This window comes from Lutibaculum baratangense AMV1 (assembly GCF_000496075.1).
Lineage (GTDB): Bacteria > Pseudomonadota > Alphaproteobacteria > Rhizobiales > Tepidamorphaceae > Lutibaculum > Lutibaculum baratangense.
The window spans coordinates 186,442-206,450 of record NZ_AWXZ01000040.1 but is presented as its reverse complement, the minus strand read 5'-3'; the positions used below and the strand labels follow the sequence as shown (position 1 = coordinate 206,450).

At 69.5% G+C, this 20,009-nt stretch carries 18 protein-coding genes; 8 read left to right on the top strand and 10 right to left on the bottom strand.

What is annotated here, in order from left to right; all coding sequences use genetic code 11:
• Nucleotides 1-6: 6 nt before the first annotated feature.
• The 3 genes from scpA to N177_RS18700 form a co-directional block, all read right to left on the bottom strand.
• Nucleotides 7-2,166, bottom strand: a complete 2,160-nt coding sequence (gene scpA, locus N177_RS18710) for a methylmalonyl-CoA mutase (protein WP_023433986.1) — start codon at nucleotides 2,164-2,166, stop codon at nucleotides 7-9.
• Nucleotides 2,163-3,998 (bottom strand): methylmalonyl-CoA mutase family protein, encoded by a 1,836-nt coding sequence (locus tag N177_RS18705; RefSeq protein ID WP_023433985.1) that lies wholly within the window; start codon nucleotides 3,996-3,998, stop codon nucleotides 2,163-2,165. Before N177_RS18705 ends, scpA begins: the two co-directional genes overlap by 4 nt.
• A 70-nt stretch (nucleotides 3,999-4,068) precedes the next feature.
• Nucleotides 4,069-4,422 carry a hypothetical protein gene (locus tag N177_RS18700; RefSeq protein WP_023433984.1) on the bottom strand — a complete coding sequence of 118 codons (354 nt, stop codon included), beginning with the start codon at nucleotides 4,420-4,422 and terminating at the stop codon, nucleotides 4,069-4,071.
• A gap of 131 nt (nucleotides 4,423-4,553) precedes the next feature.
• Here N177_RS18700 and N177_RS18695 point away from each other — a divergent pair, with 131 nt between their 5' ends.
• The gene (locus N177_RS18695; protein ID WP_023433983.1) at nucleotides 4,554-6,035 is read left to right on the top strand and encodes a helicase HerA-like domain-containing protein; all 1,482 of its coding nucleotides are present in this window, start codon (nucleotides 4,554-4,556) and stop codon (nucleotides 6,033-6,035) included.
• Nucleotides 6,036-6,152: 117 nt separating this feature from the next.
• A complete protein-coding gene (locus tag N177_RS18690) occupies nucleotides 6,153-7,547 on the top strand; it encodes a M20/M25/M40 family metallo-hydrolase (protein WP_040486170.1) in 1,395 nt (464 codons plus the stop codon).
• A 22-nt stretch (nucleotides 7,548-7,569) separates the two neighbouring features.
• Here N177_RS18690 and N177_RS18685 read toward each other — a convergent pair whose 3' ends face one another.
• The 4 genes from N177_RS18685 to N177_RS20785 all read right to left on the bottom strand — a co-directional run bounded on the left by N177_RS18685 (nucleotide 7,570) and on the right by N177_RS20785 (nucleotide 11,678).
• Nucleotides 7,570-8,139, bottom strand: coding sequence for a hypothetical protein (locus tag N177_RS18685; protein WP_023433981.1), 570 nt, complete (start codon nucleotides 8,137-8,139; stop codon nucleotides 7,570-7,572).
• A complete protein-coding gene (locus N177_RS18680) occupies nucleotides 8,139-9,128 on the bottom strand; it encodes a hypothetical protein (RefSeq protein WP_023433980.1) in 990 nt (329 codons plus the stop codon). Before N177_RS18680 ends, N177_RS18685 begins: the two co-directional genes overlap by 1 nt.
• Nucleotides 9,129-9,255: 127 nt before the next feature.
• Nucleotides 9,256-10,368 carry a 3-isopropylmalate dehydrogenase gene (gene leuB, locus N177_RS18675; RefSeq protein ID WP_023433979.1) on the bottom strand — a complete coding sequence of 371 codons (1,113 nt, stop codon included), beginning with the start codon at nucleotides 10,366-10,368 and terminating at the stop codon, nucleotides 9,256-9,258.
• Between the two features lie 284 nt (nucleotides 10,369-10,652).
• Nucleotides 10,653-11,678: an N-acetylmuramoyl-L-alanine amidase gene (locus N177_RS20785; protein ID WP_023433978.1), complete on the bottom strand. Its 1,026-nt coding sequence runs from the start codon at nucleotides 11,676-11,678 to the stop codon at nucleotides 10,653-10,655.
• 313 nt (nucleotides 11,679-11,991) lie between these two features.
• Here N177_RS20785 and N177_RS21185 point away from each other — a divergent pair, with 313 nt between their 5' ends.
• Both N177_RS21185 and N177_RS18655 read left to right on the top strand, forming a co-directional pair.
• Nucleotides 11,992-12,633 (top strand): thermonuclease family protein, encoded by a 642-nt coding sequence (locus N177_RS21185; protein ID WP_023433977.1) that lies wholly within the window; start codon nucleotides 11,992-11,994, stop codon nucleotides 12,631-12,633.
• A gap of 236 nt (nucleotides 12,634-12,869) precedes the next feature.
• The gene (locus tag N177_RS18655) at nucleotides 12,870-13,541 is read left to right on the top strand and encodes a hypothetical protein (protein ID WP_160170946.1); all 672 of its coding nucleotides are present in this window, start codon (nucleotides 12,870-12,872) and stop codon (nucleotides 13,539-13,541) included.
• Here N177_RS18655 and N177_RS21180 read toward each other — a convergent pair.
• A complete protein-coding gene (locus N177_RS21180) occupies nucleotides 13,503-13,934 on the bottom strand; it encodes a very short patch repair endonuclease (protein ID WP_081718677.1) in 432 nt (143 codons plus the stop codon). The two genes, N177_RS18655 and N177_RS21180, sit on opposite strands and share 39 nt — an antisense overlap.
• Nucleotides 13,931-15,106 carry a DNA cytosine methyltransferase gene (locus N177_RS18650; protein ID WP_023433975.1) on the bottom strand — a complete coding sequence of 392 codons (1,176 nt, stop codon included), beginning with the start codon at nucleotides 15,104-15,106 and terminating at the stop codon, nucleotides 13,931-13,933. The genes N177_RS21180 and N177_RS18650 overlap by 4 nt, the downstream gene beginning before the upstream one ends.
• 371 nt (nucleotides 15,107-15,477) lie before the next feature.
• Between N177_RS18650 and N177_RS18645 the strand changes: the two genes are divergently transcribed.
• The 4 genes from N177_RS18645 to N177_RS18630 all read left to right on the top strand — a co-directional run bounded on the left by N177_RS18645 (nucleotide 15,478) and on the right by N177_RS18630 (nucleotide 19,591).
• Nucleotides 15,478-17,244, top strand: a complete 1,767-nt coding sequence (locus N177_RS18645) for an acetolactate synthase 3 large subunit (RefSeq protein ID WP_023433974.1) — start codon at nucleotides 15,478-15,480, stop codon at nucleotides 17,242-17,244.
• A 359-nt stretch (nucleotides 17,245-17,603) separates the two neighbouring features.
• Nucleotides 17,604-18,317 (top strand): glutathione S-transferase family protein, encoded by a 714-nt coding sequence (locus N177_RS18640; protein WP_023433973.1) that lies wholly within the window; start codon nucleotides 17,604-17,606, stop codon nucleotides 18,315-18,317.
• Nucleotides 18,318-18,352: 35 nt separating this feature from the next.
• Entirely contained in the window at nucleotides 18,353-18,868 is a 516-nt protein-coding gene (gene ilvN / locus N177_RS18635; protein ID WP_023433972.1) for an acetolactate synthase small subunit, read from the top strand.
• A gap of 129 nt (nucleotides 18,869-18,997) precedes the next feature.
• Nucleotides 18,998-19,591: a LysE family translocator gene (locus tag N177_RS18630; protein ID WP_023433971.1), complete on the top strand. Its 594-nt coding sequence runs from the start codon at nucleotides 18,998-19,000 to the stop codon at nucleotides 19,589-19,591.
• Between the two features lie 25 nt (nucleotides 19,592-19,616).
• On the opposite strand, the gene N177_RS21175 is transcribed toward N177_RS18630, so the two are convergent.
• Nucleotides 19,617-20,006, bottom strand: coding sequence for a very short patch repair endonuclease (locus N177_RS21175; RefSeq protein WP_081718675.1), 390 nt, complete (start codon nucleotides 20,004-20,006; stop codon nucleotides 19,617-19,619).
• Nucleotides 20,007-20,009 lie beyond the last annotated feature (3 nt).

Sequence of the window (20,009 nt, the reverse complement as noted above, 5' to 3'; positions counted from 1 at the left end):
GGCAGCCTACTCCGCGGCCTGGGCGGGCTCGTGGCCGAGACGGCGGCCGAGTTCGAGCAGGAGATCGGCCGCCGCGTCGGCGATCACGGTACCCGGCGGGAAGATCGCCGAGGCGCCGGCCTCGATCAGCGCCTGATGGTCCTGCGGCGGCACCACCCCGCCGACGACGATCATGACGTCGCCGCGGCCCTGCCCCTCGAGCGCGGCCTTCAGGTCCGGCACGAGCGTCAGGTGCCCGGCGGCGAGCGAGGAGACGCCGACGATGTGCACGTCGTTGTCGACCGCCTGGCGCGCCGTCTCCTCCGGGGTCGCGAAGAGGGGGCCGATGTCGACGTCGAACCCGAGATCGGCGAAGGCCGAGGCGATCACCTTCTGGCCCCGGTCGTGGCCGTCCTGGCCCATCTTCGCGACGAGGATGCGCGGCCGCCGCCCCTCGTTTTCCTCGAACGCCTCCACCAGCCGCCGCACGCGGGAGAGCTTCTCGTCCATCTGCCCGACCTCCCGCGCATAGACGCCCGTGATCGCCTTGATCTCCGCCCGGTGCCGCCCCCACGCGCTCTCGAGCGCCGAGGTGATCTCGCCGACCGTCGCCTTGGCCCGCGCGGCGTCGACGGCGAGCGCGAGGAGATTGCCCTCGCCGCTCCCGGCCGACCGGCTCAGCGCCTGGAGCCTCTCCTCGACCGCGCCCTGGTCGCGCTCGGCGCGCAGGCGGTCGAGCTTCTCGATCTGGCTCGCCCGCACGGCGGAGTTGTCGACCTTGAGGATCTCGATCTCGTCGGCTTCCTCCGTCCGCCAGCGATTGACGCCGACGACCGTCTGGCGACCGCTGTCGATCCGCGCCTGCGTCCGGGCCGCGGCCTCCTCGATCCTGAGCTTCGGCAGGCCGCCCTCGATCGCCTTCGCCATGCCGCCGAGGCCCTCGACCTCCTCGATATGCGTCCAGGCCCGGGCCGCGAGCTCCTGCGTCAGCCGCTCCACGAAGTACGAGCCGCCCCACGGGTCGATGACGCGGTTCGTGCCGGCCTCGTGCTGCAGGAAGAGCTGGGTGTTCCTGGCGATGCGGGCGGAGAAGTCGGTCGGCAGGGCGAGCGCCTCGTCGAGCGCGTTCGTGTGCAGCGACTGGGTGTGCCCCTGCGTCGCCGCCATCGCCTCGATGCAGGTCCTCACGACGTTGTTGTAGACGTCCTGCGCCGTCAGGCTCCAGCCGGAGGTCTGGCAGTGGGTGCGCAGGCTGAGCGAGCGCTCGTCCTGCGGCTCGAACTGCCGCATCAGCCTCGCCCAGAGCAGCCGCGCCGCCCTGAGCTTCGCGATCTCCATGAAGTGGTTCATGCCGATCGCGAAGAAGAAGGACAGGCGCGGCGCGAAGGCGTCGACCGGCAGGCCCGCCGCGATCCCCGCCCGCACGTACTCGACGCCGTCGGCCAGCGTGTAGGCGAGCTCGAGATCCGCCGTCGCCCCCGCCTCCTGCATGTGGTAGCCGGAGATCGAGATCGAGTTGAAGCGCGGCATCCTCTGCGAGGTGTAGGCGAAGATGTCCGAGACGATCCGCATCGATGGCGTCGGCGGGAAGATGTAGGTGTTGCGGACCATGAACTCCTTCAGGATGTCGTTCTGGATGGTCCCGGTCAGCTTCTCCGGCGGCACGCCCTGCTCCTCGCCCGCCACGACGAACAGCGCCATGATCGGCAGCACCGCGCCGTTCATCGTCATCGAGACGCTCATCTTGTCGAGCGGGATGCCGTCGAACAGCGTGCGCATGTCGTAGATCGAGTCGATCGCGACGCCGGCCATGCCGACGTCGCCCTTCACGCGCGGATTGTCGCTGTCGTAGCCGCGGTGGGTCGCGAGGTCGAAGGCGATCGACAGGCCCCGCTGCCCGGCCGCGAGGTTGCGGCGGTAGAAGGCGTTCGACGCCTCGGCGGTGGAGAAGCCCGCATATTGCCGGATCGTCCACGGCCTCGTGCGGTACATCGTCGGGTACGGCCCGCGCAGGAACGGCGCGACGCCGGGATAGCTCTGCAGGAAGTCGAGCCCGTCGCGGTCCCCGGGGCCGTAGCTGCCCTTGAGGTCGATGCCCTCGGGCGTCCCGAAGCCGGGCCCTGCCGAGGGCGGCCCCTCGGCCGGCATCTCGAAGTCGAGCTCGGCGAAACGCGGGATCCTGCTCATGCCGGCGCTCCCTTCCTGCCCGGCTCCTCGCCGAGCGTGCGATAGGCGTCCTCCAGCGCCTCGATCATATCACAGCCGGCATGGAGGAAGGCGTCGACGCCGGCGGCCCGCAGGCCGTCCATCGCCCCGTGCGGCCGCCCGGCGAGGTAGAGCCGCTCGCAACCCTGGGCCTTCAGCGCCCAGGCGACCGCCGAGCCCCGCTCTGCGTAGGCCTCGTCCGTGCCGCAGAGGCAGGCGATGCGGCACTTGGCTTCCCCGAACGCGTCCGCCAGGGCTTCGGGCTCCGCCTCGTCCGGTCCCGCGACCGACCCGAAGCCGCCGGAGGCGAAGGCCGCGCGCGTCCACTCCGTCCGCGCCGAGTGCTCCGCCAGCCGCCCCAGCGGGGCGAGGAACACAGCCGGCCTCTCCCCGGTCCGCGCGCGCATCTCGTCCGACAGGTCGCGCAGGCGCTCGAACTCCGCGCCGAGGCTCATCGGCGGCAGCGGCGCGACGCCCGGGAACGGCCCGGTCGCCGGCGGTGCGACGTCGCCCTTCGGGTGCAGCCGCGCCTGCGGCTCGTCGAGCCACGGATATTCCGAGGTGCCGGTCAGCGGCTGGCGCCTCGTGCGGATGTCGGCGAGGCGCGCCTCCCGCACCTCCGACACGGCGCGCTGCAGCCAGCCGTCGCGCAGGCTCTCCACGAGCCCGCCGCGCGCCTCGATCTCGCGGAACAGCGCCCACGCCGCCTCGCAGAGCCTCGCCGTCAGCCCCTCGACATAGCCGGAGCCGGCAGCCGGGTCGCCGACCCGGCCGAGCCCGCTCTCCTCGAGCAGGATCAGCTGCGTGTTGCGCGCAAGCCGCCGCGCCGTCAGCGGCGGCACCCCGAGCATCGTCGTGTGCGGCAGCGCGCAGACGCTGTCGGCCCCGCCGAGCCCCGCCGCCGCCACGGCCGCCGTCGTGCGCAGCATGTTCGTCCACGGGTCGCGCCGCGACAGCATGCGCCGCGACGTCTCGACGTGGAGCGGCAGCCGCGCCTCCGCCACGCCGCAGGCTTCCATCACCCGCCTCGCGAGCAGCCGCGCCGCGCGCAGCTTCGCGATCGTCATGAACTCGTCGGTGTCGGCGGCCAGCGCGAGCGACAGGCGATGCGCCGCCTCGCCCGGCGCGGTGCCGTCCTCCTCGAGCAGCCGGAGCTGCGCCACGAGGTCCGCCAGCATGACGGCCAGTTCCTGCGCCTCCGAGGCGCCGGCATTGTGGGCCACCCGCCCGTCGGCGCAGAACAGCCTGACCTTCAAGTCGCTCGAAGCGCCGCTGAGAAGGTGGCCGGCGCCCTCCCGCCATGCCGCGGCGTCCATGCCGAAGGCGAGGATACCGGCCCCGAGGCTCGAGCGCAGGACGATCTCGGCCGCCCCGCCCGTGCCGGCGGAGGCGAGGAGCGAGATCAGGAGCGCGTCGGCGCGCGGCCCCACCTCGGCGTGCAGCGCGGAGGCCGAGAGGTCGAGCTCGCGGGCGAGGAACGAGGTGCTGAGGTCGGCCGGCAGGCAGGGTCCGCCGCCGGCATCGGCGAACACGAGGACGAGCCCGCCTGCCCCGCCGTCCATCTCGGCGCGGGCGATCTCGCGCGCCGCCTCCGGGTCGGGATGGTCGACCCGCCCCAGCGGCCACCACCCGCCGTCGACGCCGATCGAGGGCCCATGCGCGGTCTGGCCGTAGAGCGGCTCGATCCCGAACCCGTTATGCGTGCGGGTCCTCAGGCGCTCGAAAGGCTGGCCTTTCAGCGCCGCCTCCGCCAGAGCCCGCCACCGTTCCTCGTCGGCCGGGGCGAAGCCCTCGGCCAGTCTCAGATCGCTCACCGACCGTTTCCTTCCGTCACCGGCGTCGGGACCCGCCAACCCGTCCAGCATGGCGCCCGTCCCGGCCCCGTCACATGACCTGGCTCAAAAGCGGGATCGCCCGAACGATGTCGTCGACATCGTCGTCCCCGCCATGCTCGCGCGCGAACGTCAGGATCTCCTTCGTCGCGCTGCGGAGCTGCGACGTCCCGAGGCCCAGGCCCTGAAGCTTCGCGTAGGCCGACATCGCCCCCATCATCCCCCCGAACGATCCGGCCTCCGGCGTCTCGATCGCCTCGCCGCCGGGGATACGGCGCAGGAGCTCCCCCACCTTCTCGTCCGGCCCGTGATCCTTGATGAAGGCGAGCTCGATCTCGATCACCCGCCGCGCCGTTCCGGCGTCGACCTCGGCGGCCTGCATCACCCGCCCGACCAGTTCGTCCATCTGCCGACAGCCTTCCTCTCGATGCGCCGCCGCATTCTGCCGGGCCGGATCCGGCGGCACAAGGCGAGCCCGATTGCCGCCGGCCCCGCCCGGGCCTAGAAACGTCGGTGGCTGGGGCAGCGGGGGAAACCATGACCGCGACGGACACGATCTTCATCGGCGCGGGCGCGGAGCCGCAGCACATGGAGCTGCGCTTCGCCAACCGCCACGGCCTCGTCACCGGCGCCACCGGCACCGGCAAGACGGTGACGCTGCAGGTCCTCGCAGAGCAGTTCTCCCGCGCCGGCGTGCCGGTCTTCTGCGCCGACGTGAAGGGCGACCTGTCGGGCGTCGCTGTGGCCGGAGAGCCGAAGGGTTTCCTCTCCGAGCGCGCGGAGATGATCGGGCTCGCCGACCTCGCCTTCGAAGGTAGCCCCGTCGTCTTCTGGGACCTCTTCGGCCGCGAGGGCCACCCGCTGCGCACGACGATCTCCGACATGGGCCCGCTCCTCCTGTCGCGCCTCCTCGACTGCACGGACGCGCAGGAGGGCGCGATCAACCTCGCCTTCCACCTGGCCGACGAGGAGGGGCTCCTCCTCCTCGACATGAACGACCTCGAGGCGCTCCTGTCCCTCGTCGAGGAGCGCTCGGCGGAAGGGTCGCTGCGGCAGGGCGGCGTCTCGCGCGCCACCACGGCCGCCATCCGGCGGCGCCTGCTCGTGCTCCGGCAGCAGGGCGGCGAGAGCCTCTTCGGCGAGCCCGCCCTCGACATACGCGACCTCATGCGAGTCGACCGCTCGGGCCGCGGCTACGTGAACGTGCTCTCGGCCGGCACGCTCATGCAGGCGCCCCGCCTCTACGCGACGTTCCTGCTCTGGCTCATGTCGGAGCTCTTCGAGGAGTTGCCGGAGGTCGGCGATCCCGACCGGCCGAAGCTCGTCTTCTTCTTCGACGAGGCCCACCTCCTCTTCGACGAGGCCCCGAAGGCGCTCCTGGAGAAGGTCGAGCAGGTCGTCCGCCTGATCCGCTCGAAGGGCGTCGGCATCTATTTCGTCACGCAGAACCCCGCAGACGTGCCGGACACCGTGCTCGCGCAGCTCGGCAACCGCTTTCAGCACGCGCTCAGGGCCTACACGCCCCGCGAGCAGAAGGCCGTCCGCGTCGCGGCGGAGACCTTCCGCCCGAACCCCGCCTTCGACACCGAGGAGGCGATCACGACGCTCGGCGTCGGTGAGGCGCTCGTCTCGACGCTTCAGGACAAGGGAGTGCCGTCGGTCGTGGAGCGCACGCTCGTCCGCCCGCCCTCCTCCCGCATGGGCCCGATCACCGAGGCCGAGCGGCAGGCGGTGATGGCCGACAGCCCCGTGCGCGGCATCTACGACCGGCCGGTCGACCGCGAGTCTGCGCACGAGATCCTGAGCCGCCGCGCGGAGGAGAAGCTGAAGGCCGCGGAGGCCGCGAAGCAGGAGCAGGCGGCCGCGCGGCGTGGCGGAGGCTCGATCTTCGACCTCGGCGGCGGCTCCGGCCGGCAGACGGTGGCGGAGGCGGCGGTCAAGTCGCTCACCCGCACCGTCGCCTCGACGATCGGTCGCGAGATCGTGCGCGGCATCCTCGGCAGTCTGCGCCGGCGTTGAGCCGGCTCGCCATCGCTCCGGCGCGATGGTAAAGCGGCCGGCATGATCGCCGGGCCGCCGTCGGCCCTCTCCGGCGTCCCCGAAGTCTTTCCACGAAGTCCAGGAGATCAAGCCTCGATGAGCGACATGGACAAGGTGCTCGCCACGGCCGAAAGCGGCCTCGACAAGAGCCTGGAGCGGCTGTTTCAGCTCCTGCGCATCCCCAGCATCTCGACCGACCCCGCTTTCGACGGCGACTGCCGCAAGGCGGCGCAGTGGGTCGTCGACCAGCTCGCGGGCATCGGCCTCGACGCCTCGCTGCGCGAGACCGGCGGCAAGCCGATGGTCGTCGCGCATGGCGGGCCCGCGCCCGACGGCAAGACGCCGCGCGTCCTGCTCTACGGCCACTACGACGTGCAGCCGGCCGATCCGCTCGACCTCTGGGAGACCGATCCCTTCGAGCCGCGCCTCGTCGACGCGCCGCACGGCAAGGAGATCGTCGCCCGTGGCGCGGCCGACGACAAGGGCCAGTTCATGACCTTCGTCGAGGCCCTGCGCGCCTGGGCCGAGACCACCGGCTCTGTGCCGCTGCCGGTCACGGTGCTGATCGAGGGCGAGGAGGAATCGGGCTCGGGCAATCTCGGCCCCTTCCTCGAGGCCAACAGGGACGAGCTGAGGGCGGATCTCGCCCTCGTCTGCGACACCGGCATGTGGGACCGCGGCGCGCCGGGGATCACCACCATGCTGCGCGGCATGGTCTACGACGAGGTGATCGTCACCGCGGCGAGCCGCGACCTGCATTCGGGCATGTATGGCGGGGCGGCGAAGAACCCGATCAACATCCTCGCACGCATCATCGCCAACCTGCACGACGAGAACGGCGCCGTCACGGTGCCGGGCTTCTATGACGGCGTGCCGGAGCTGCCGCCCGAGGTGAAGGCGCAGTGGGACGGGCTCGCCTTCTCCGACGAGACCTTCCTCGGCGGCGTCGGGCTGAAGGAGCCGGCCGGCGAGAAGGACCGCTCGACGCTCGAGCAGATCTGGTCGCGCCCGACCTGCGACGCGAACGGCATCATCGGCGGCTATACCGGTGCCGGTTCGAAGACGGTGATCGCGAGCCGGGCCTCCGCGAAGATCTCCTTCCGCCTCGTCGGCTCGCAGGACCCGCAGAAGATCCGCGAGGCGTTCCGCGCCTTCGTGCGCGAGCGCGTGCCGACGGACTGCAAGGTCGAGTTCATCGGCCATGCGGCGAGCCCCGCGCTCGTCGTCGACATGAACAGGCCGGAGATGGCGAAGGCCGCCGGCGCGCTTCGAGCGGAGTTCGGCAAGGCGCCCGTCATGATGGGCTGCGGCGGCTCGATCCCGATCGTCGGCGACTTCAAGTCGACGCTCGGCATGGATTCGATCCTGATCGGCTTCGGGCTCGACGACGATCGCATCCATTCGCCGAACGAGAAATACGACCTCGCGAGCTTCCGCCACGGCATCCGCTCGTGGGCGCGCGTCTTCGGGGCGTTGGCCGACAGGGCCTGAGTGTGAAGATGGAAAGGCGGCGTCAGGCGCCGCCTTTCGCCGCCTCCGCGATCGCCGCCCGGGCCCTCGCGACGAGGTCCTTCGCCTGGTCGATCTCGCCGTAGCAGGCCTGCCGGTCGCCGCGGTCCCACGCGGCACGCGCGTCCCGCACCTTGAGCTTCGCCCCCGCGAGATGGCGCGCCGCCTCGTTCTGCGCGGAGGGCGCGTCGAGAAGCCCGCCCTCGGGATCGGGGCTCGCGGCCACCGTCTCTTCCGCGGGCCCCGGCACCGCGCCTTCGGTCGCGTGGCCTGTCAGCGCTGCGGCGTCCGGCACCACCTCCTGCCCGGAGGGAGTGGCCCCGCTGACGAAGCCCTCCGCTCCCTCGGCCGCCGTCTCGCTTTCTCCGTCGCGGGTGCTGCGCTGCTGCGGCGGCAGCTCCGTGCCGGGCCCGAGCGGCAGGCGGGGGTTCTCCGCGAGCGGGATCGCCCCCTCGACCTCGGCGATCTCGCCCACCGTCATCTGGATGTCCCAGCCGCAGTCGGCGCGGGCGACGCCCACGCCGGCCGCGCTGCAGAGGAGCCCTGCGGCGAGGACCGCGATCGGTCTGCGCATCACGAGCCCTCGCGCCAGGCGCTCAGCGTCTCCTCGACCTTCGCGAGCGAGGCCTGGCAGGCCTCCTCGTTGCCGGCGACGGCGAAGGCGTGGGCGTAGTTCAGGTTCATGAGAGCGAGACCGAGAACCGGCTTCTCCTTCTCGAGGTCGGCCTCGGCCTCCTCGGTCGGGTTGGTCCTGGGATCTCCGCTCGACGGCGGGTTGCCATTGCGCTCGGCCTGGGCGAGATCCGCCTGCTTCGCCTCGTTCGGGTCGTCGCCCTCCTGGCCCGCGGCCGCCTGCATGTCGGCGGGCTCCTGGCCTTCGGGCGTCTGCGCCTGATCGGCCGCGGGCGGCGTCTCGCCGCCCTGCTGGGCCGCATCGGCCTGCATGTCCGCGGGCTGATCGGCAGGCTGCTCGCCCTCGGCCGTCTGACCTTGATCCGTCGCGGGCTGCGCGTCGCCGGCGGGCGCGGCCGTCTCCATCTCGGCAGGCTCGCCCGCCTCCGGCGCGGCGGCGCCGGCGTCGGCGGCGTCGCCCGTCTCCGGCGCGGCCTGCCCGTCCGTCGGTTCGACCACCGTCACCTCGACGGCCTCACCTGCCTGCTCGTCGTCCTGCTCGGCATCCGCCTGCTGATCGGCGGCGGGCGGGACCGTGCCATCCTGCGCGGCCGGAGCGGACGAATCGGCCTGCTGCGCCGGCGCGGGGTCCTGTGCCTGTTCGGCCTCGCCTTGCGCCGGCTGCTCGCCCGGCGTGGTCTCGCCCTGCTGCCCGCCCGGCGCCTCGCCCGGCAGGTTGGGCGCCGGTCCGCCCGAGCTCGAATAGCCGGAGGGCTCGTTCTCAGGCGACGGCTCCTCGGGCTTCATGCCGGGCTGCGTGGCTGCGGCCAGCGTGTCGGCATAGGCCTCGCGCGCCTGCTCGACGTCGGCGGCGCAATCGGCGGCGGCCGGCGCGGCGGCGCCGGCGAGAAGCGCGGCGGCAAGCGCCGGCACTGCGTATCGTGCGGTCATGGGGTCTTCCTCCCTCGCGTGGCCGCCCCGGACGGACGGCCGCTCTCCACGCTTTGCAACGTGAGGAAGAAGCGGGAGGTTCCCCGACCGGCGGCGCGCGGCCGCCCCGCGGGGAACCTCCGGAAGATCAGACGGCGAGCCGGTCCATTGCCTTGACGACGGCCTCGCCCATCTCCTGCGTGCCGACGAGGCGGCAGCCGTCGGCCATGATGTCGCCGGTGCGATAGCCCTCGTCGAGCACCGCCGACACCGCGTGCTCCACGAGATCGGCCTCCGCGCCGCGATCGAAGGAATAGCGCAGCGCCATGCCGAAGCTCGCGATCATCGCCAGCGGGTTCGCCTTGCCCTGCCCGGCGATATCCGGCGCCGAGCCGTGCACCGGCTCGTAGAGCGCCTTGCGCCGCCCCGTCTGCCCGTCAGGCGCGCCGAGCGAGGCCGAGGGCAGCATGCCGAGCGAGCCCGTCAGCATCGCCGCGACGTCCGACAATATGTCGCCGAACAGATTGTCGGTCAGGATCACGTCGAACTGCTTGGGGCGCCGCACGAGCTGCATGCCGAGCGCGTCGGCCAGCATGTGGTCGAGCGTCACGTCCTCGAAGCCGTCCTTGTGCGTCTGGGTCACGACCTCCTTCCAGAGGACGCCCGACTTCATCACGTTGTGCTTTTCCGCCGACGTCACGCGGCTCTGCCTGGCGCGCGACAGTTCGAACGCGACGCGCGCGATGCGGTCGATCTCGTAGGTCTCGTAGACCTGCGTGTCGACGGCCCGCTTCTGGCCGTTGCCAAGCTCCGTGATCTCCTTCGGCTCGCCGAAATAGACCCCGCCGGTCAGTTCGCGCAGGATCAGGATGTCGAGCCCCTCGACGAGCTCCGTCTTCAGGGACGACGACTGCGCCAGGGCCTTGTAGCAGACGGCGGGGCGCAGATTGGCGAAGAGCTTCAGGTCCTTCCTCAGCCGCAGGAGCCCGGCCTCCGGCCGCACGTCGTAGGGAACGCTGTCCCATTTCGGCCCGCCCACCGCGCCGAAGATGATCGCGTCGGCTTCGTCCGCGCGGCGCATCGTCTCGTCGGAGATCGACTGGCCATGCGCGTCATAGGCCGCGCCGCCCACGAGGTCGCTCTCGGTCTCGAAGGAGACCGCGCCGCGCCGGTTGAACCAGTCGATCACCCGCTCGACCTCGGCCATCACCTCGACGCCGATGCCGTCGCCCGGCAACAGAAGCAGTTTGTAGCTCGCCATGTCCCGTGTCCTTCCCGGGCCGCGCCCCCGCGGCTCTTCTTGGTGTACCACGGGCGGGCGTAGCGCAATCCGGGATCGCGGGCAATCGGGAAGGGCCGGAAGGGCAAAGCCCTTCACCCCTTCCCGCCTCCCGCGGGGGTGGAGCGCTGGGCACCGTGTCCACTCCAGCCGCTCATCCCGGCAAAGGCCGGGATGTGAGAGCGACGCGGGGAGCCCTTGCGAGCCGCCCTCACGGCCCGGGTCAAGGGAGGACGAGCCCCTTCGCCCCTCCCCGCCTCGTGTCCTCAGGCGATCACGCCCTCCGCGAGCACCCTCTCGCGCACCCAGGTCTGGATCGCCCTCGTCACCGCCGCGCAGTCCGACGCAGAGGTCGCGCCGTAGGCGGCGAAGAGGTCGCCGGGGCAGCTCGTCGCGCGCGGCGCGCATTTGTGGCCGATCACCCGCTCGGGCGCGATCGCGTATTCCTGCATCAGCCAGCGCACGAGCGCGACGGAGGCCCGCTCCTGCGGCTCGGTCATCGGGTCGCCCGGGGCTGCGGAATGCTCGATGCCGATCGAGCGCCTGTTCTGGCTGTTGCCGTGGGTGCAGGCGTCGGCGTCCTTCACCATCTGCACGATCGTGCCGTCCCGCCCGATCACGTAGTGGGCCGCCGTCTTGTGGATGTTGTTCGGGCTCTTGAACCAGTCGATCGTGCCCTGCAGGTTCCGCGAGGTCGTGTAGTGCATCACCACCGTGTCGATCCGCGTCCCCCCGCGCGACCAGTTGAACGGCGAGGGGTCCCAGCGCACCGCCGGCTTCTCGCGGTGGGCCATCGGCTCCGGCGGGTCGATCATGCCGCCGCAGCAGGGCGCGCCGTCGGTGTGCACGTGCGGCTCGCGCAGCGTGGCGATCAGCGCCTCCGCCTCGCCGATCAGGTTCTGCACCTTCTCGGTGTAGGCGGGGTCGGCGGCCCAGATCCGGCCGACGAAGCCGATGAAGTCGTAAGGGTCGTCCGCGTGCGCCTTCCAGCCCTCGTAGGGCGCCCGGTTCAGGAAGATCCAGTAGCCCTCGGCGAACTTCTCCAGGCTCTCGAAGCTGCAGAAATCGGCCGTCTCGCTCGGCGCGATCACGAGCTTCTTCGTCGCCACCCCGGCCATCTCCGGGCGCCACTTCATGCCGGCGAAGTTCCTGTGCTCGCGCGCCAGAAGCGAGCTTCCCCGCCCGCTCTCCAGGATGAACTGCGCGACCGAGGCCGGCCGCACGTTGGGAAACTCGGTCGGCAGCCGCATGAAGGCAGCCACCATCGACTTGAACTCGTCCGTGTACTGCATGATCCCCTCCCGATTTTTACTTGGCAAGTATAGGAACGGGAGCGAAGTTTACGCAAGGGAATGTATGATCCCGGCCGCCCGGAGACTTGCCGCCCCGGCGCCACGCGGGAAGGGCATGGCCCTTCACCCGCCCTCGCCTCCCGCGGGGGTGGAACAAGGTGCACCGCCCTCCCCCCAAGCCGCACGCACGGCGTGCCCCGGCCACCGAGCCGGGGCCCAGGGGCCGCACGGAAAACGCCTCGTTTCCCCCAAAGCCTCCATTAACCCCTCGCCGGCTTCACTGACCCATCGCACGACCGGAAGGGGACCCGACATGGCCGACATCATCCCGCTCGGCAGGCGGCGGCGGGCAAGGCCGCCGTCGCGCGGCGCCCCGAAGCGCCGGCGCGGCCGCCTCGCCCGCCTGCCCGCGCTCCCCACGCTCCTCGTCGCGCTGGGCCTCGCCGGCCTCACGGCGCTCGAGGCGCCGGTATGGGTCGATCGCGGCCTCTCCGCGACAGGTCTGGACCTGACAGGTCTGGACCTGACCGGCCTCGACCTGCCCACCCTCGACATCACGGGCTTCCCGCTGCCGGGCCTGCCGGGCGCCCCGTCCGCCGGCCGCGGCGAGGGCCGCCCTTTGCCCCTCTGCAACGGCGCCGCGCGGCGCGACTGCGTCATCGACGGCGACACGTTCCGGCTCGGGCCTGAGAAGATCCGCATCGCCGACATCGACACGCCGGAGCTGAACGGCGCCTGCCCGCGCGAGCGGCAACTCGCCGTCCAGGCGCGCGACAGGCTGCAGGTCCTCCTGGGCGAAGGCCCGTTCGAGCTTAAACGCGGCGCCCGCGACACCGACCGCTACGGCCGAAGCTTGCGCACCGTCACCCGCGACGGGCGGAGCCTGGGCGCCGTGCTGGTGGCCGAGGGCCTGGCGCGGGAGTGGACGGGGCGGAGACGGGGATGGTGTGGGTGAGGGATCACGTTCATGCGTTATAGTGACCCGAAGAAATCGATTCGGTGCGGGATCTTATGTTCGGCCCACAAATCCTCGTTCGAACTCTGTCCGAAACGACGCGCCGGGACAAACACGGGAATCATTGGCAGTACCACCCGAGAAGCGATCACCATTCCAAGGTCGCGTGCTGGGGAATAATTTTCGATCTACTCCGAACCTGCACGTTGCTTCGGACGCATGTCGAATCCGGCAAGGTGACGTTCGGGATAAACCACGAGATCCGCGACTTCGTTCACGATCGAAAGAAGGATCTCGATCTCGTCTTGTGTACACCGGCGGCGGGCGAAGCGCCGCGGAAGAACCGGCTCTCACTCGAAACCATGGCCGAGCGGTACGCGATCGCACTCGTCCCGGCAGAGAGGGAAGTGCTGGCCGAACTTCCGACGCTCAACAGCTCCGCAGTCGGAGGGCTTCTGATGGCGCTCGAGGCGAAGGCCTGCATGACGGCTCATCAACGCGCGTTGCCGCGCCTTTACGACGAACTCAACTCCTCACATGCGACCGTACACGGCGCGAGCGACCAGGCCATCGCCGCCGGCTTCTTCATGGCCAATATCGCGGAACGCTACTTGAGCCCTGACCTGAACAAGAAGAACCGAGCGACAGACCCAGAGTGGAGCAGCGATCCGCAGCCGCGATACGCCGCCCTCGCCGTCGAGAAAGTCAGGCAGCTACCACGCAGATCGCGTACGGGCGATGTCGGCTATGACGCCCTCGCCATCTCGGTCGTCAGGTGCGTCAATGATGGAACGCCTGTAGAATTATTCGAGAAAGAACCCGCACCGCAGCCAGGAGACATCTTCCACTACGCCTCGATGATAGACCGCCTAGGGCACATCTACTCGACGCGGTTCAAGGATCTTTGACAGCTTCGCTTCCACGAGCGACGGATCCGACAGTTCACACTCCCAGACCACCGCCACCCGAAACCCACTTCGGCGCAGCGCCCTGAGAGCCTTGGCGTCGCGTGCCCGATTGGCGTGGAATTTTTCCAGCCAGAACTCACGGTTCCGCGTGGGAATCGTGGCGCGCTTGCAGTCAGTGTGGTGATGCCAGTAGCAGCCGTGAACAAAGACGGCCCAGCGCCGACGCCGGTTCGAGAAATCAGGTGATCCGGGCAATCCGCGCGCGTTGAGCCGGTAGTGCGCCCCCATGCTCCGAAGTATAGCCGCCACCCGCAGTTCAGGTTTGGTCCCCCTCTGCCGCACTCGCCCCATCAGGGCGCTGCGTGCTGCGTCTGTCTCGAGAGGGAGCGTCATTCGGCGGCGTAAACGGAGACTCTTTCGGACGGGGAAGAGCGAAAGTCCTCGACCCGAAGCCAGTGGGCATGCACGCGATCTAGGAAGCCGGCGGGAAAGCGCAAGGTGCTCCGCTGTGTGCGCCCCAAGAATCCCCGCGTCGCTCGGGCGGACAATGGCTTACCGGGATGCTGCAGAAAATCGTGGAGGTGCGGGCGATTGCGCCACGACGGAAAGGCGCCGACGTCGACCCCTACCCTGCGGACACCATCGAAGCGTGCCGCTCTCGGCCAGCTCTTGGCCGGGTCGAGCGGTCTGTCGTGCGCGGCATCATAGTCTCCCGGTTCCATGAGACGACCACCGAGCCACTCCGCCACCGGCACGCTCACCGCGTTCCCGACGAGAGACCATCGAAGCGAAGGACGCCCCACCGCCTCGGCGGCCGCGGTCCATCCTGTAGCGAACCCCTGGAGCCGCTCCGCGTCGCCGATATGAGGCGTCACGATCTCGCCGGAAGGAAGAAGAATGGCCGGCGGCGAGGCGATGCCGACGGTGGAGCCGTTCTTCAGGGTCGGAACGGCGTTGGGAGCCCACCCCAGGCCCCGCACTCCCTCCGTCCAATAGAACCCGTGAGCATGCCGCTCGAGGCTCGTGGCCATGTCCGGCGCCTGAACATCGTCGGCCAAGAGAACGTCTGCCGGGTCCACGTCGGTCGTGGTCGCGACGAGATATACCCGCTCCCGGCGTTGCGGCAGGAAGGCCAGCGAATTGACGACGCGGTAGGCCCAGCGATAGCCGCGCTCTTCCAAGGCGCGCACGATCATCTCGAGCGCCTGCCCGCGACGAAGATGCAGCATGAACGAGACGTTCTCCAGAACCACCCAAGGCACGCGTCGCTCGTCGATCAGCCTGAACACCTGCCCGACGAGGGACGAACGCGCGCCTTCGATGCCGGCCGTCAGCCCGGCTTGACTCAGGTCCTGACAGGGAAAGCCGGCCGCGATCAGCTCGACGTCGTCCGGTAGAGAGCGCAACCGAGTGACGTCGGATTCGAGCCGGGCCTCAGGGAAATGCCGACGCAGCACCGCTTTCGCAGGATCCCAGATCTCGCACAGCACGGTGGCGTGGTGCCCAGACCGTCCCAAGCCGAGCTCCATACCACCGATGCCCGCGAAGAGCCCCGCGACTTTCATTATCAAGCTCCCGAGTGACTCGTCCCACTTAACCCGATTCTCCTCCCCCGATGACCATCTATCGGAGGGATCTGAATGTTCTTGTATTGTTCCACACGTCGCGTTCTCTTGCTAGCCCTTGACGCCCGCCCCTCCCCGGCCTACTCTCCGCGCCACGGTATATTCGACACGGAGGCCCTCGTGGCCCGCACTCTCATTCTCGTAAGCTGGCGCGCCATGGGCGGAGGGGCATAGAGACCTCTCCGAACGATGGTGCGCACCCGAGGGCCCGACGAGGCCCTTTTTTATTGCCTGAAATTTCGAAGCACAGACCCGACGACGACAAGCCCCGAAGCGAGCAAGCCATGAAACCGCACCAGCCGACGACCCCCATGGACGAGGAGATGACCGGCGCCGAGATCCTGATCCGGGCTCTCGTCGACCAGGGCGTCAGCCGCGTGTTCGGATATCCGGGCGGCGCGGTGCTGCCGATCTACGACGCGCTCTTCCAGCAGGAGGAGGTCGGCCACATCCTCGTGCGCCACGAGCAGGGCGCGACGCACGCCGCCGAGGGCTATGCCCGCTCGACCGGCGAGGTCGGCGTCGTCCTCGTCACCTCCGGCCCCGGCGCCACCAATGCCGTGACCGGCCTGACCGACGCGCTGATGGATAGTATCCCCCTCGTCTGCATCTCGGGCCAGGTCGCGACGCACCTGATCGGCAACGACGCCTTCCAGGAATGCGACACGGTCGGCATCACGCGCCCCTGCACGAAGCACAACTGGCTCGTGAAGGACGTGAAGGATCTGCCGCGCATCCTGCACGAGGCGTTCTACGTCGCCCGCTCCGGCAGGCCCGGCCCCGTCCTCGTCGACATCCCGAAGGACGTGCAGCTCTCGCTCGGCCGCTATTCGGGCCCCGAGAACGTGCAGCACAAGACCTACCAGCCGAGGATCAAGCCCGAGCGTTCGGGCGTCGAGGAGGCCGCGCGGCTGATCGCGGGGGCGAAGCGGCCGGTCTTCTACACCGGCGGCGGCGTCATCAACTCGGGCCCCGAGGCGAGCGAGACGCTGCGCGCGCTCGCCCGCGCCACGGGCTTTCCCGTCACGTCGACGCTGATGGGCCTCGGCGCGTACCCGGCGTCCGACCGGCAGTGGCTCGGGATGCTCGGCATGCACGGCACCTACGAGGCGAACCTCGCCATGCATGATTGCGACGTGATGATCTGCGTCGGCGCCCGCTTCGACGACCGCATCACCGGGCGGCTCGACGCGTTCTCGCCGGGCTCGAAGAAGATCCACATCGACATCGACCCCTCGCAGATCAACAAGAACGTGAAGGTCGACGTGCCGATCATCGGCGACGTGAACGCCGTCCTCACCGAGATCATGGCGGCGTGGAAGGCCGAGGGCGGCCGCACCGAGACCGAGGCGCTCGCCACCTGGTGGCGCCAGATCGAGGCGTGGCGCGGCAAGAGGTGCCTCGGCTACAAGCCGAACGACGACGTGATCATGCCGCAATACGCGGTCGAGCGGCTCTACGAGCTGACGAAGGGCCGCGATTCCTACATCACGACCGAGGTCGGCCAGCACCAGATGTGGGCCGCGCAATATTACGGCTTCGAGGAGCCGAACCGCTGGATGACCTCGGGCGGCCTCGGCACGATGGGCTACGGCCTGCCGGCCGCGATGGGCGTGCAGGTCGCGCACCCGGACGCCCTCGTCGTCTGCGTGGCGGGCGATGCCTCGGTCTTGATGAACATGCAGGAGATGTCGACGGCGGTTCAGCACAACCTGCCGGTCAAGATCTTCATCATGAACAACCAGTATATGGGCATGGTCCGCCAGTGGCAGCAGCTTCTGCACGGCAACCGCCTGTCGCACAGCTACAGCGAGGCGCTGCCCGACTTCGTGAAGCTCGCCGAAGCCTATGGCGCGAAGGGGATCTTCTGCCAGAAGCCCGGCGAGCTCGACGACAAGATCCAGGAGATGATCGACACGCCCGGCCCCGTCATCTTCGACTGCCGCGTCGCCTCGCTCGCCAACTGCTTCCCGATGATCCCCTCGGGCAAGGCCCACAACGAGATGCTGCTTGCCGCCGACATCGAGGAGGAGGAGATCTCGCAGGCGATCGACGAGGCCGGCAAGATGCTCGTGTAAGCCGCAGCGCGTGCCCCGGGCTTGACCCGGGGCCCAGGGGCCATGCGGGGAGCTCGTGCCACCCGGCCCTGGGCCCCGGCTCGGGGCCGGGGCACGCGTGTGGCAAGGCCTCGCCACACACTCGGTGTCACCCTGAACTTGTTTCAGGGTCCAGGGGCGACACGGGAAGGGCGTCGCCCTTCTCCCGCCTCCCGCGGGGAGTGGGGCGAGGGGCACCGCCCTCCCCCCAGCCGCTCATCCCAGCGAAAGCTGGGATCCAGGGCCACACGGGGCACCCCGCCCCATCCCCCTCGACGCGGCCGCGCCGGGGGACTAATCACGACGGCGTAGCTACACATCTCCCGCACGGGATCACCCGCATGCTCACCCTCGTCATCGGCAACAAGTGCTATTCCTCCTGGTCGCTCAGGCCCTGGCTCACGCTGAAGCATCACGGCATCCCCTTCGAGGAGGTGATGGTGCCGCTCGACCAGCCGGACACGAAGGCGCGGATTCTCGAGCATTCCCCCGCCGGAAAGGTGCCGGCGCTGAAGGACGGCGACGTGAGGGTGTGGGATTCGCTGGCGATTCTCGAATACCTGGCCGAACGCTTCCCCGAGGCGAGGCTCTGGCCGGAGGACCGGGCCGCGCGGGCGCATGCGCGCGCGATCTCGGCGGAGATGCACTCGGGCTTCCAGGCGCTCCGGCGCGCGATGCCGATGAACCTCGGAAAACGGTACTCGGCGAAGGTCCATCCAGACGACGTGACCGGCGACGTGAAACGGGTCTTGGAGATCTGGAAAACCACCCGGGAGCGGTTCGGATCGGGTGGAGAGTTCCTTTTCGGCGGGTTTTCTGCCGCCGATGCGATGTTCGCGCCGGTCGTCACGCGCTTTCATACCTACAGCGTGGTCACGCAAAATGACGGGGCTACCTACGAGCCTACCTACGAGGTCGTGCGCGACTACATGGCGGCCGTCATGGCGCTGCCGGCGTTTAAGGCCTGGCGCGAGGCCGCGCTTCGGGAGACCTGGGTGCTCGCCCACGACGAGGTGGACGAGCAGCCGATCGAGAATTTGCGGCCGGCACTCTGAAAAGACGACAAGGCACGGGGAAGACGAGGACCACGATGACGCACGACGCAGACCAGACCGCCCAGCACACGCTCTCCGTGCTGGTCGACAACGAGCCGGGCGTGCTCGCCCGCGTCATCGGCCTGTTCTCGGGCCGGGGCTACAATATCGATTCCCTCACCGTCTCGGAGACGGAGCACGAGAAGCACCTCTCGCGCATCACGATCGTCACCACCGGCACGCCGGCCGTCATCGAGCAGATCCGCGCGCAGCTCGAGCGCATCGTGCCGGTGCACCGGGTCGTCGACCTCACCCTGACGAACCGCCCGCTCGAGCGCGAGCTCGCCCTCGTCAAGGTCTCCGGCCGCGGCGAGAACCGCGTCGAGGCGCTGCGGCTCGCGGACGCCTACAAGGCGAGCGTCGTCGACGCGACGACGAACCACCTCGTCTTCGAGATCACCGGCCGCGCGACGAAGATCGAGGAGTTCGTCGCCATCATGAAGCCGCTCGGCCTCGTCGAGGTCGCCCGCACCGGCCTCGCGGCGCTGCAGCGCGGGCCCCAGGCGCTGTAGAGCGGGATGAGGAAAAGTGGGAACCGGTTTTCCGCCCGCATCCCGCTCCAAACCTGGAATCGATCACGTTCATGATGTCTGGTCGGTTCGACCAGACATCATCGTGATCTAACCCCGCAGGCATCCGAGATGGACGCGCACCTGATCCTCGCCGTCACGCTCTTCGCCTTCGCGGGCGCGATGACGCCGGGGCCGAACAACCTGATGCTCGTCACCTCGGGGGTGAATTTCGGCTTCACCCGCACGATCCCGCACATGATGGGCATCACCTGGGGCTTCGCGCTCCTGATGCTCGTCGTGGCGCTGGGGCTCGGCGCGATCTTCCGCGAGGTGCCGGCGCTGCAGATCGCGGTGAAAATCCTGGGCGGCGCCTATCTCCTGTGGCTCGCCTGGAAGATCGCGCTGTCGCGCTCGATGGGCGAGGCGAAGCGCGCCGGCGCGCCGATGAGCTTCCTGCAGGCGGCGGCCTTCCAGTGGGTGAACCCGAAGGGCCTGACGATGGCGATCGCCGCGACGGCCGCCTACACCGATCCCGCCCGCTACGCGCGAAGCGTCACGGTGATGGTCGTCGTGTTCACCCTCGTCACCCTCGTCAGCGTCACGACCTGGACGGGCTTCGGCGCCGCGCTGAAGACCTGGCTCGCACAGCCCACCCGCCTCAAATGGTTCAACCGCACCATGGGCGCGCTGCTGGTCCTCTCGCTCTGGCCGATGCTGATGTGAGGCGGGGCAGCCCGCACAAGCTAGTCTAGGCACGCCGCGGGGGCCCGAGAAACGTCTCGAGCTTTGACCGCAGGAGCACGGGGTATCGAAGCTCGCACTCCCATATGACAAGCACTGCATACTCCCTCGAAGCCAACGCCATCTGGTTCGCCACATCTCTCTGCACGTTACGAGTGAGCTTAGGGCCCCAATAGCTCGTATTCGTCCTCGGGGGCTTTCGCAGACGGCAGTGCTGTTCCGGATGCTGGTGCCAAAAGCACCCATGCACAAAGATCACCTTCTTTCGTGATCGGAAGACGATGTCCGGTCTGCCTGGAAGATCGGATGCGTGGAGGCGATAGCGGTAGCCTGCCGCGTGCAAGAGCGAACGCACGATCATCTCGGGCTTTGTGTTCGAGCGCTTGTTTCCGCGCATGAC

What these genes read in the sequence shown, in the direction of transcription:
- scpA (WP_023433986.1), bottom strand. Translation starts at nt 2,166, where the DNA reads ATGAGCAGGATCCCGCGTTTCGCCGAGCTCGACTTCGAGATGCCGGCC.
- N177_RS18700 (WP_023433984.1), bottom strand. Translation starts at nt 4,422, where the DNA reads ATGGACGAACTGGTCGGGCGGGTGATGCAGGCCGCCGAGGTCGACGCC.
- N177_RS18695 (WP_023433983.1), top strand. Translation starts at nt 4,554, where the DNA reads ATGACCGCGACGGACACGATCTTCATCGGCGCGGGCGCGGAGCCGCAG.
- N177_RS18690 (WP_040486170.1), top strand. Translation starts at nt 6,153, where the DNA reads ATGAGCGACATGGACAAGGTGCTCGCCACGGCCGAAAGCGGCCTCGAC.
- N177_RS18685 (WP_023433981.1), bottom strand. Translation starts at nt 8,139, where the DNA reads ATGCGCAGACCGATCGCGGTCCTCGCCGCAGGGCTCCTCTGCAGCGCG.
- N177_RS18680 (WP_023433980.1), bottom strand. Translation starts at nt 9,128, where the DNA reads ATGACCGCACGATACGCAGTGCCGGCGCTTGCCGCCGCGCTTCTCGCC.
- leuB (WP_023433979.1), bottom strand. Translation starts at nt 10,368, where the DNA reads ATGGCGAGCTACAAACTGCTTCTGTTGCCGGGCGACGGCATCGGCGTC.
- N177_RS20785 (WP_023433978.1), bottom strand. Translation starts at nt 11,678, where the DNA reads ATGCAGTACACGGACGAGTTCAAGTCGATGGTGGCTGCCTTCATGCGG.
- N177_RS21185 (WP_023433977.1), top strand. Translation starts at nt 11,992, where the DNA reads ATGGCCGACATCATCCCGCTCGGCAGGCGGCGGCGGGCAAGGCCGCCG.
- N177_RS21180 (WP_081718677.1), bottom strand. Translation starts at nt 13,934, where the DNA reads ATGACGCTCCCTCTCGAGACAGACGCAGCACGCAGCGCCCTGATGGGG.
- N177_RS18650 (WP_023433975.1), bottom strand. Translation starts at nt 15,106, where the DNA reads ATGAAAGTCGCGGGGCTCTTCGCGGGCATCGGTGGTATGGAGCTCGGC.
- N177_RS18645 (WP_023433974.1), top strand. Translation starts at nt 15,478, where the DNA reads ATGGACGAGGAGATGACCGGCGCCGAGATCCTGATCCGGGCTCTCGTC.
- N177_RS18640 (WP_023433973.1), top strand. Translation starts at nt 17,604, where the DNA reads ATGCTCACCCTCGTCATCGGCAACAAGTGCTATTCCTCCTGGTCGCTC.
- ilvN (WP_023433972.1), top strand. Translation starts at nt 18,353, where the DNA reads ATGACGCACGACGCAGACCAGACCGCCCAGCACACGCTCTCCGTGCTG.
- N177_RS18630 (WP_023433971.1), top strand. Translation starts at nt 18,998, where the DNA reads ATGGACGCGCACCTGATCCTCGCCGTCACGCTCTTCGCCTTCGCGGGC.
- N177_RS21175 (WP_081718675.1), bottom strand. Translation starts at nt 20,006, where the DNA reads ATGCGCGGAAACAAGCGCTCGAACACAAAGCCCGAGATGATCGTGCGT.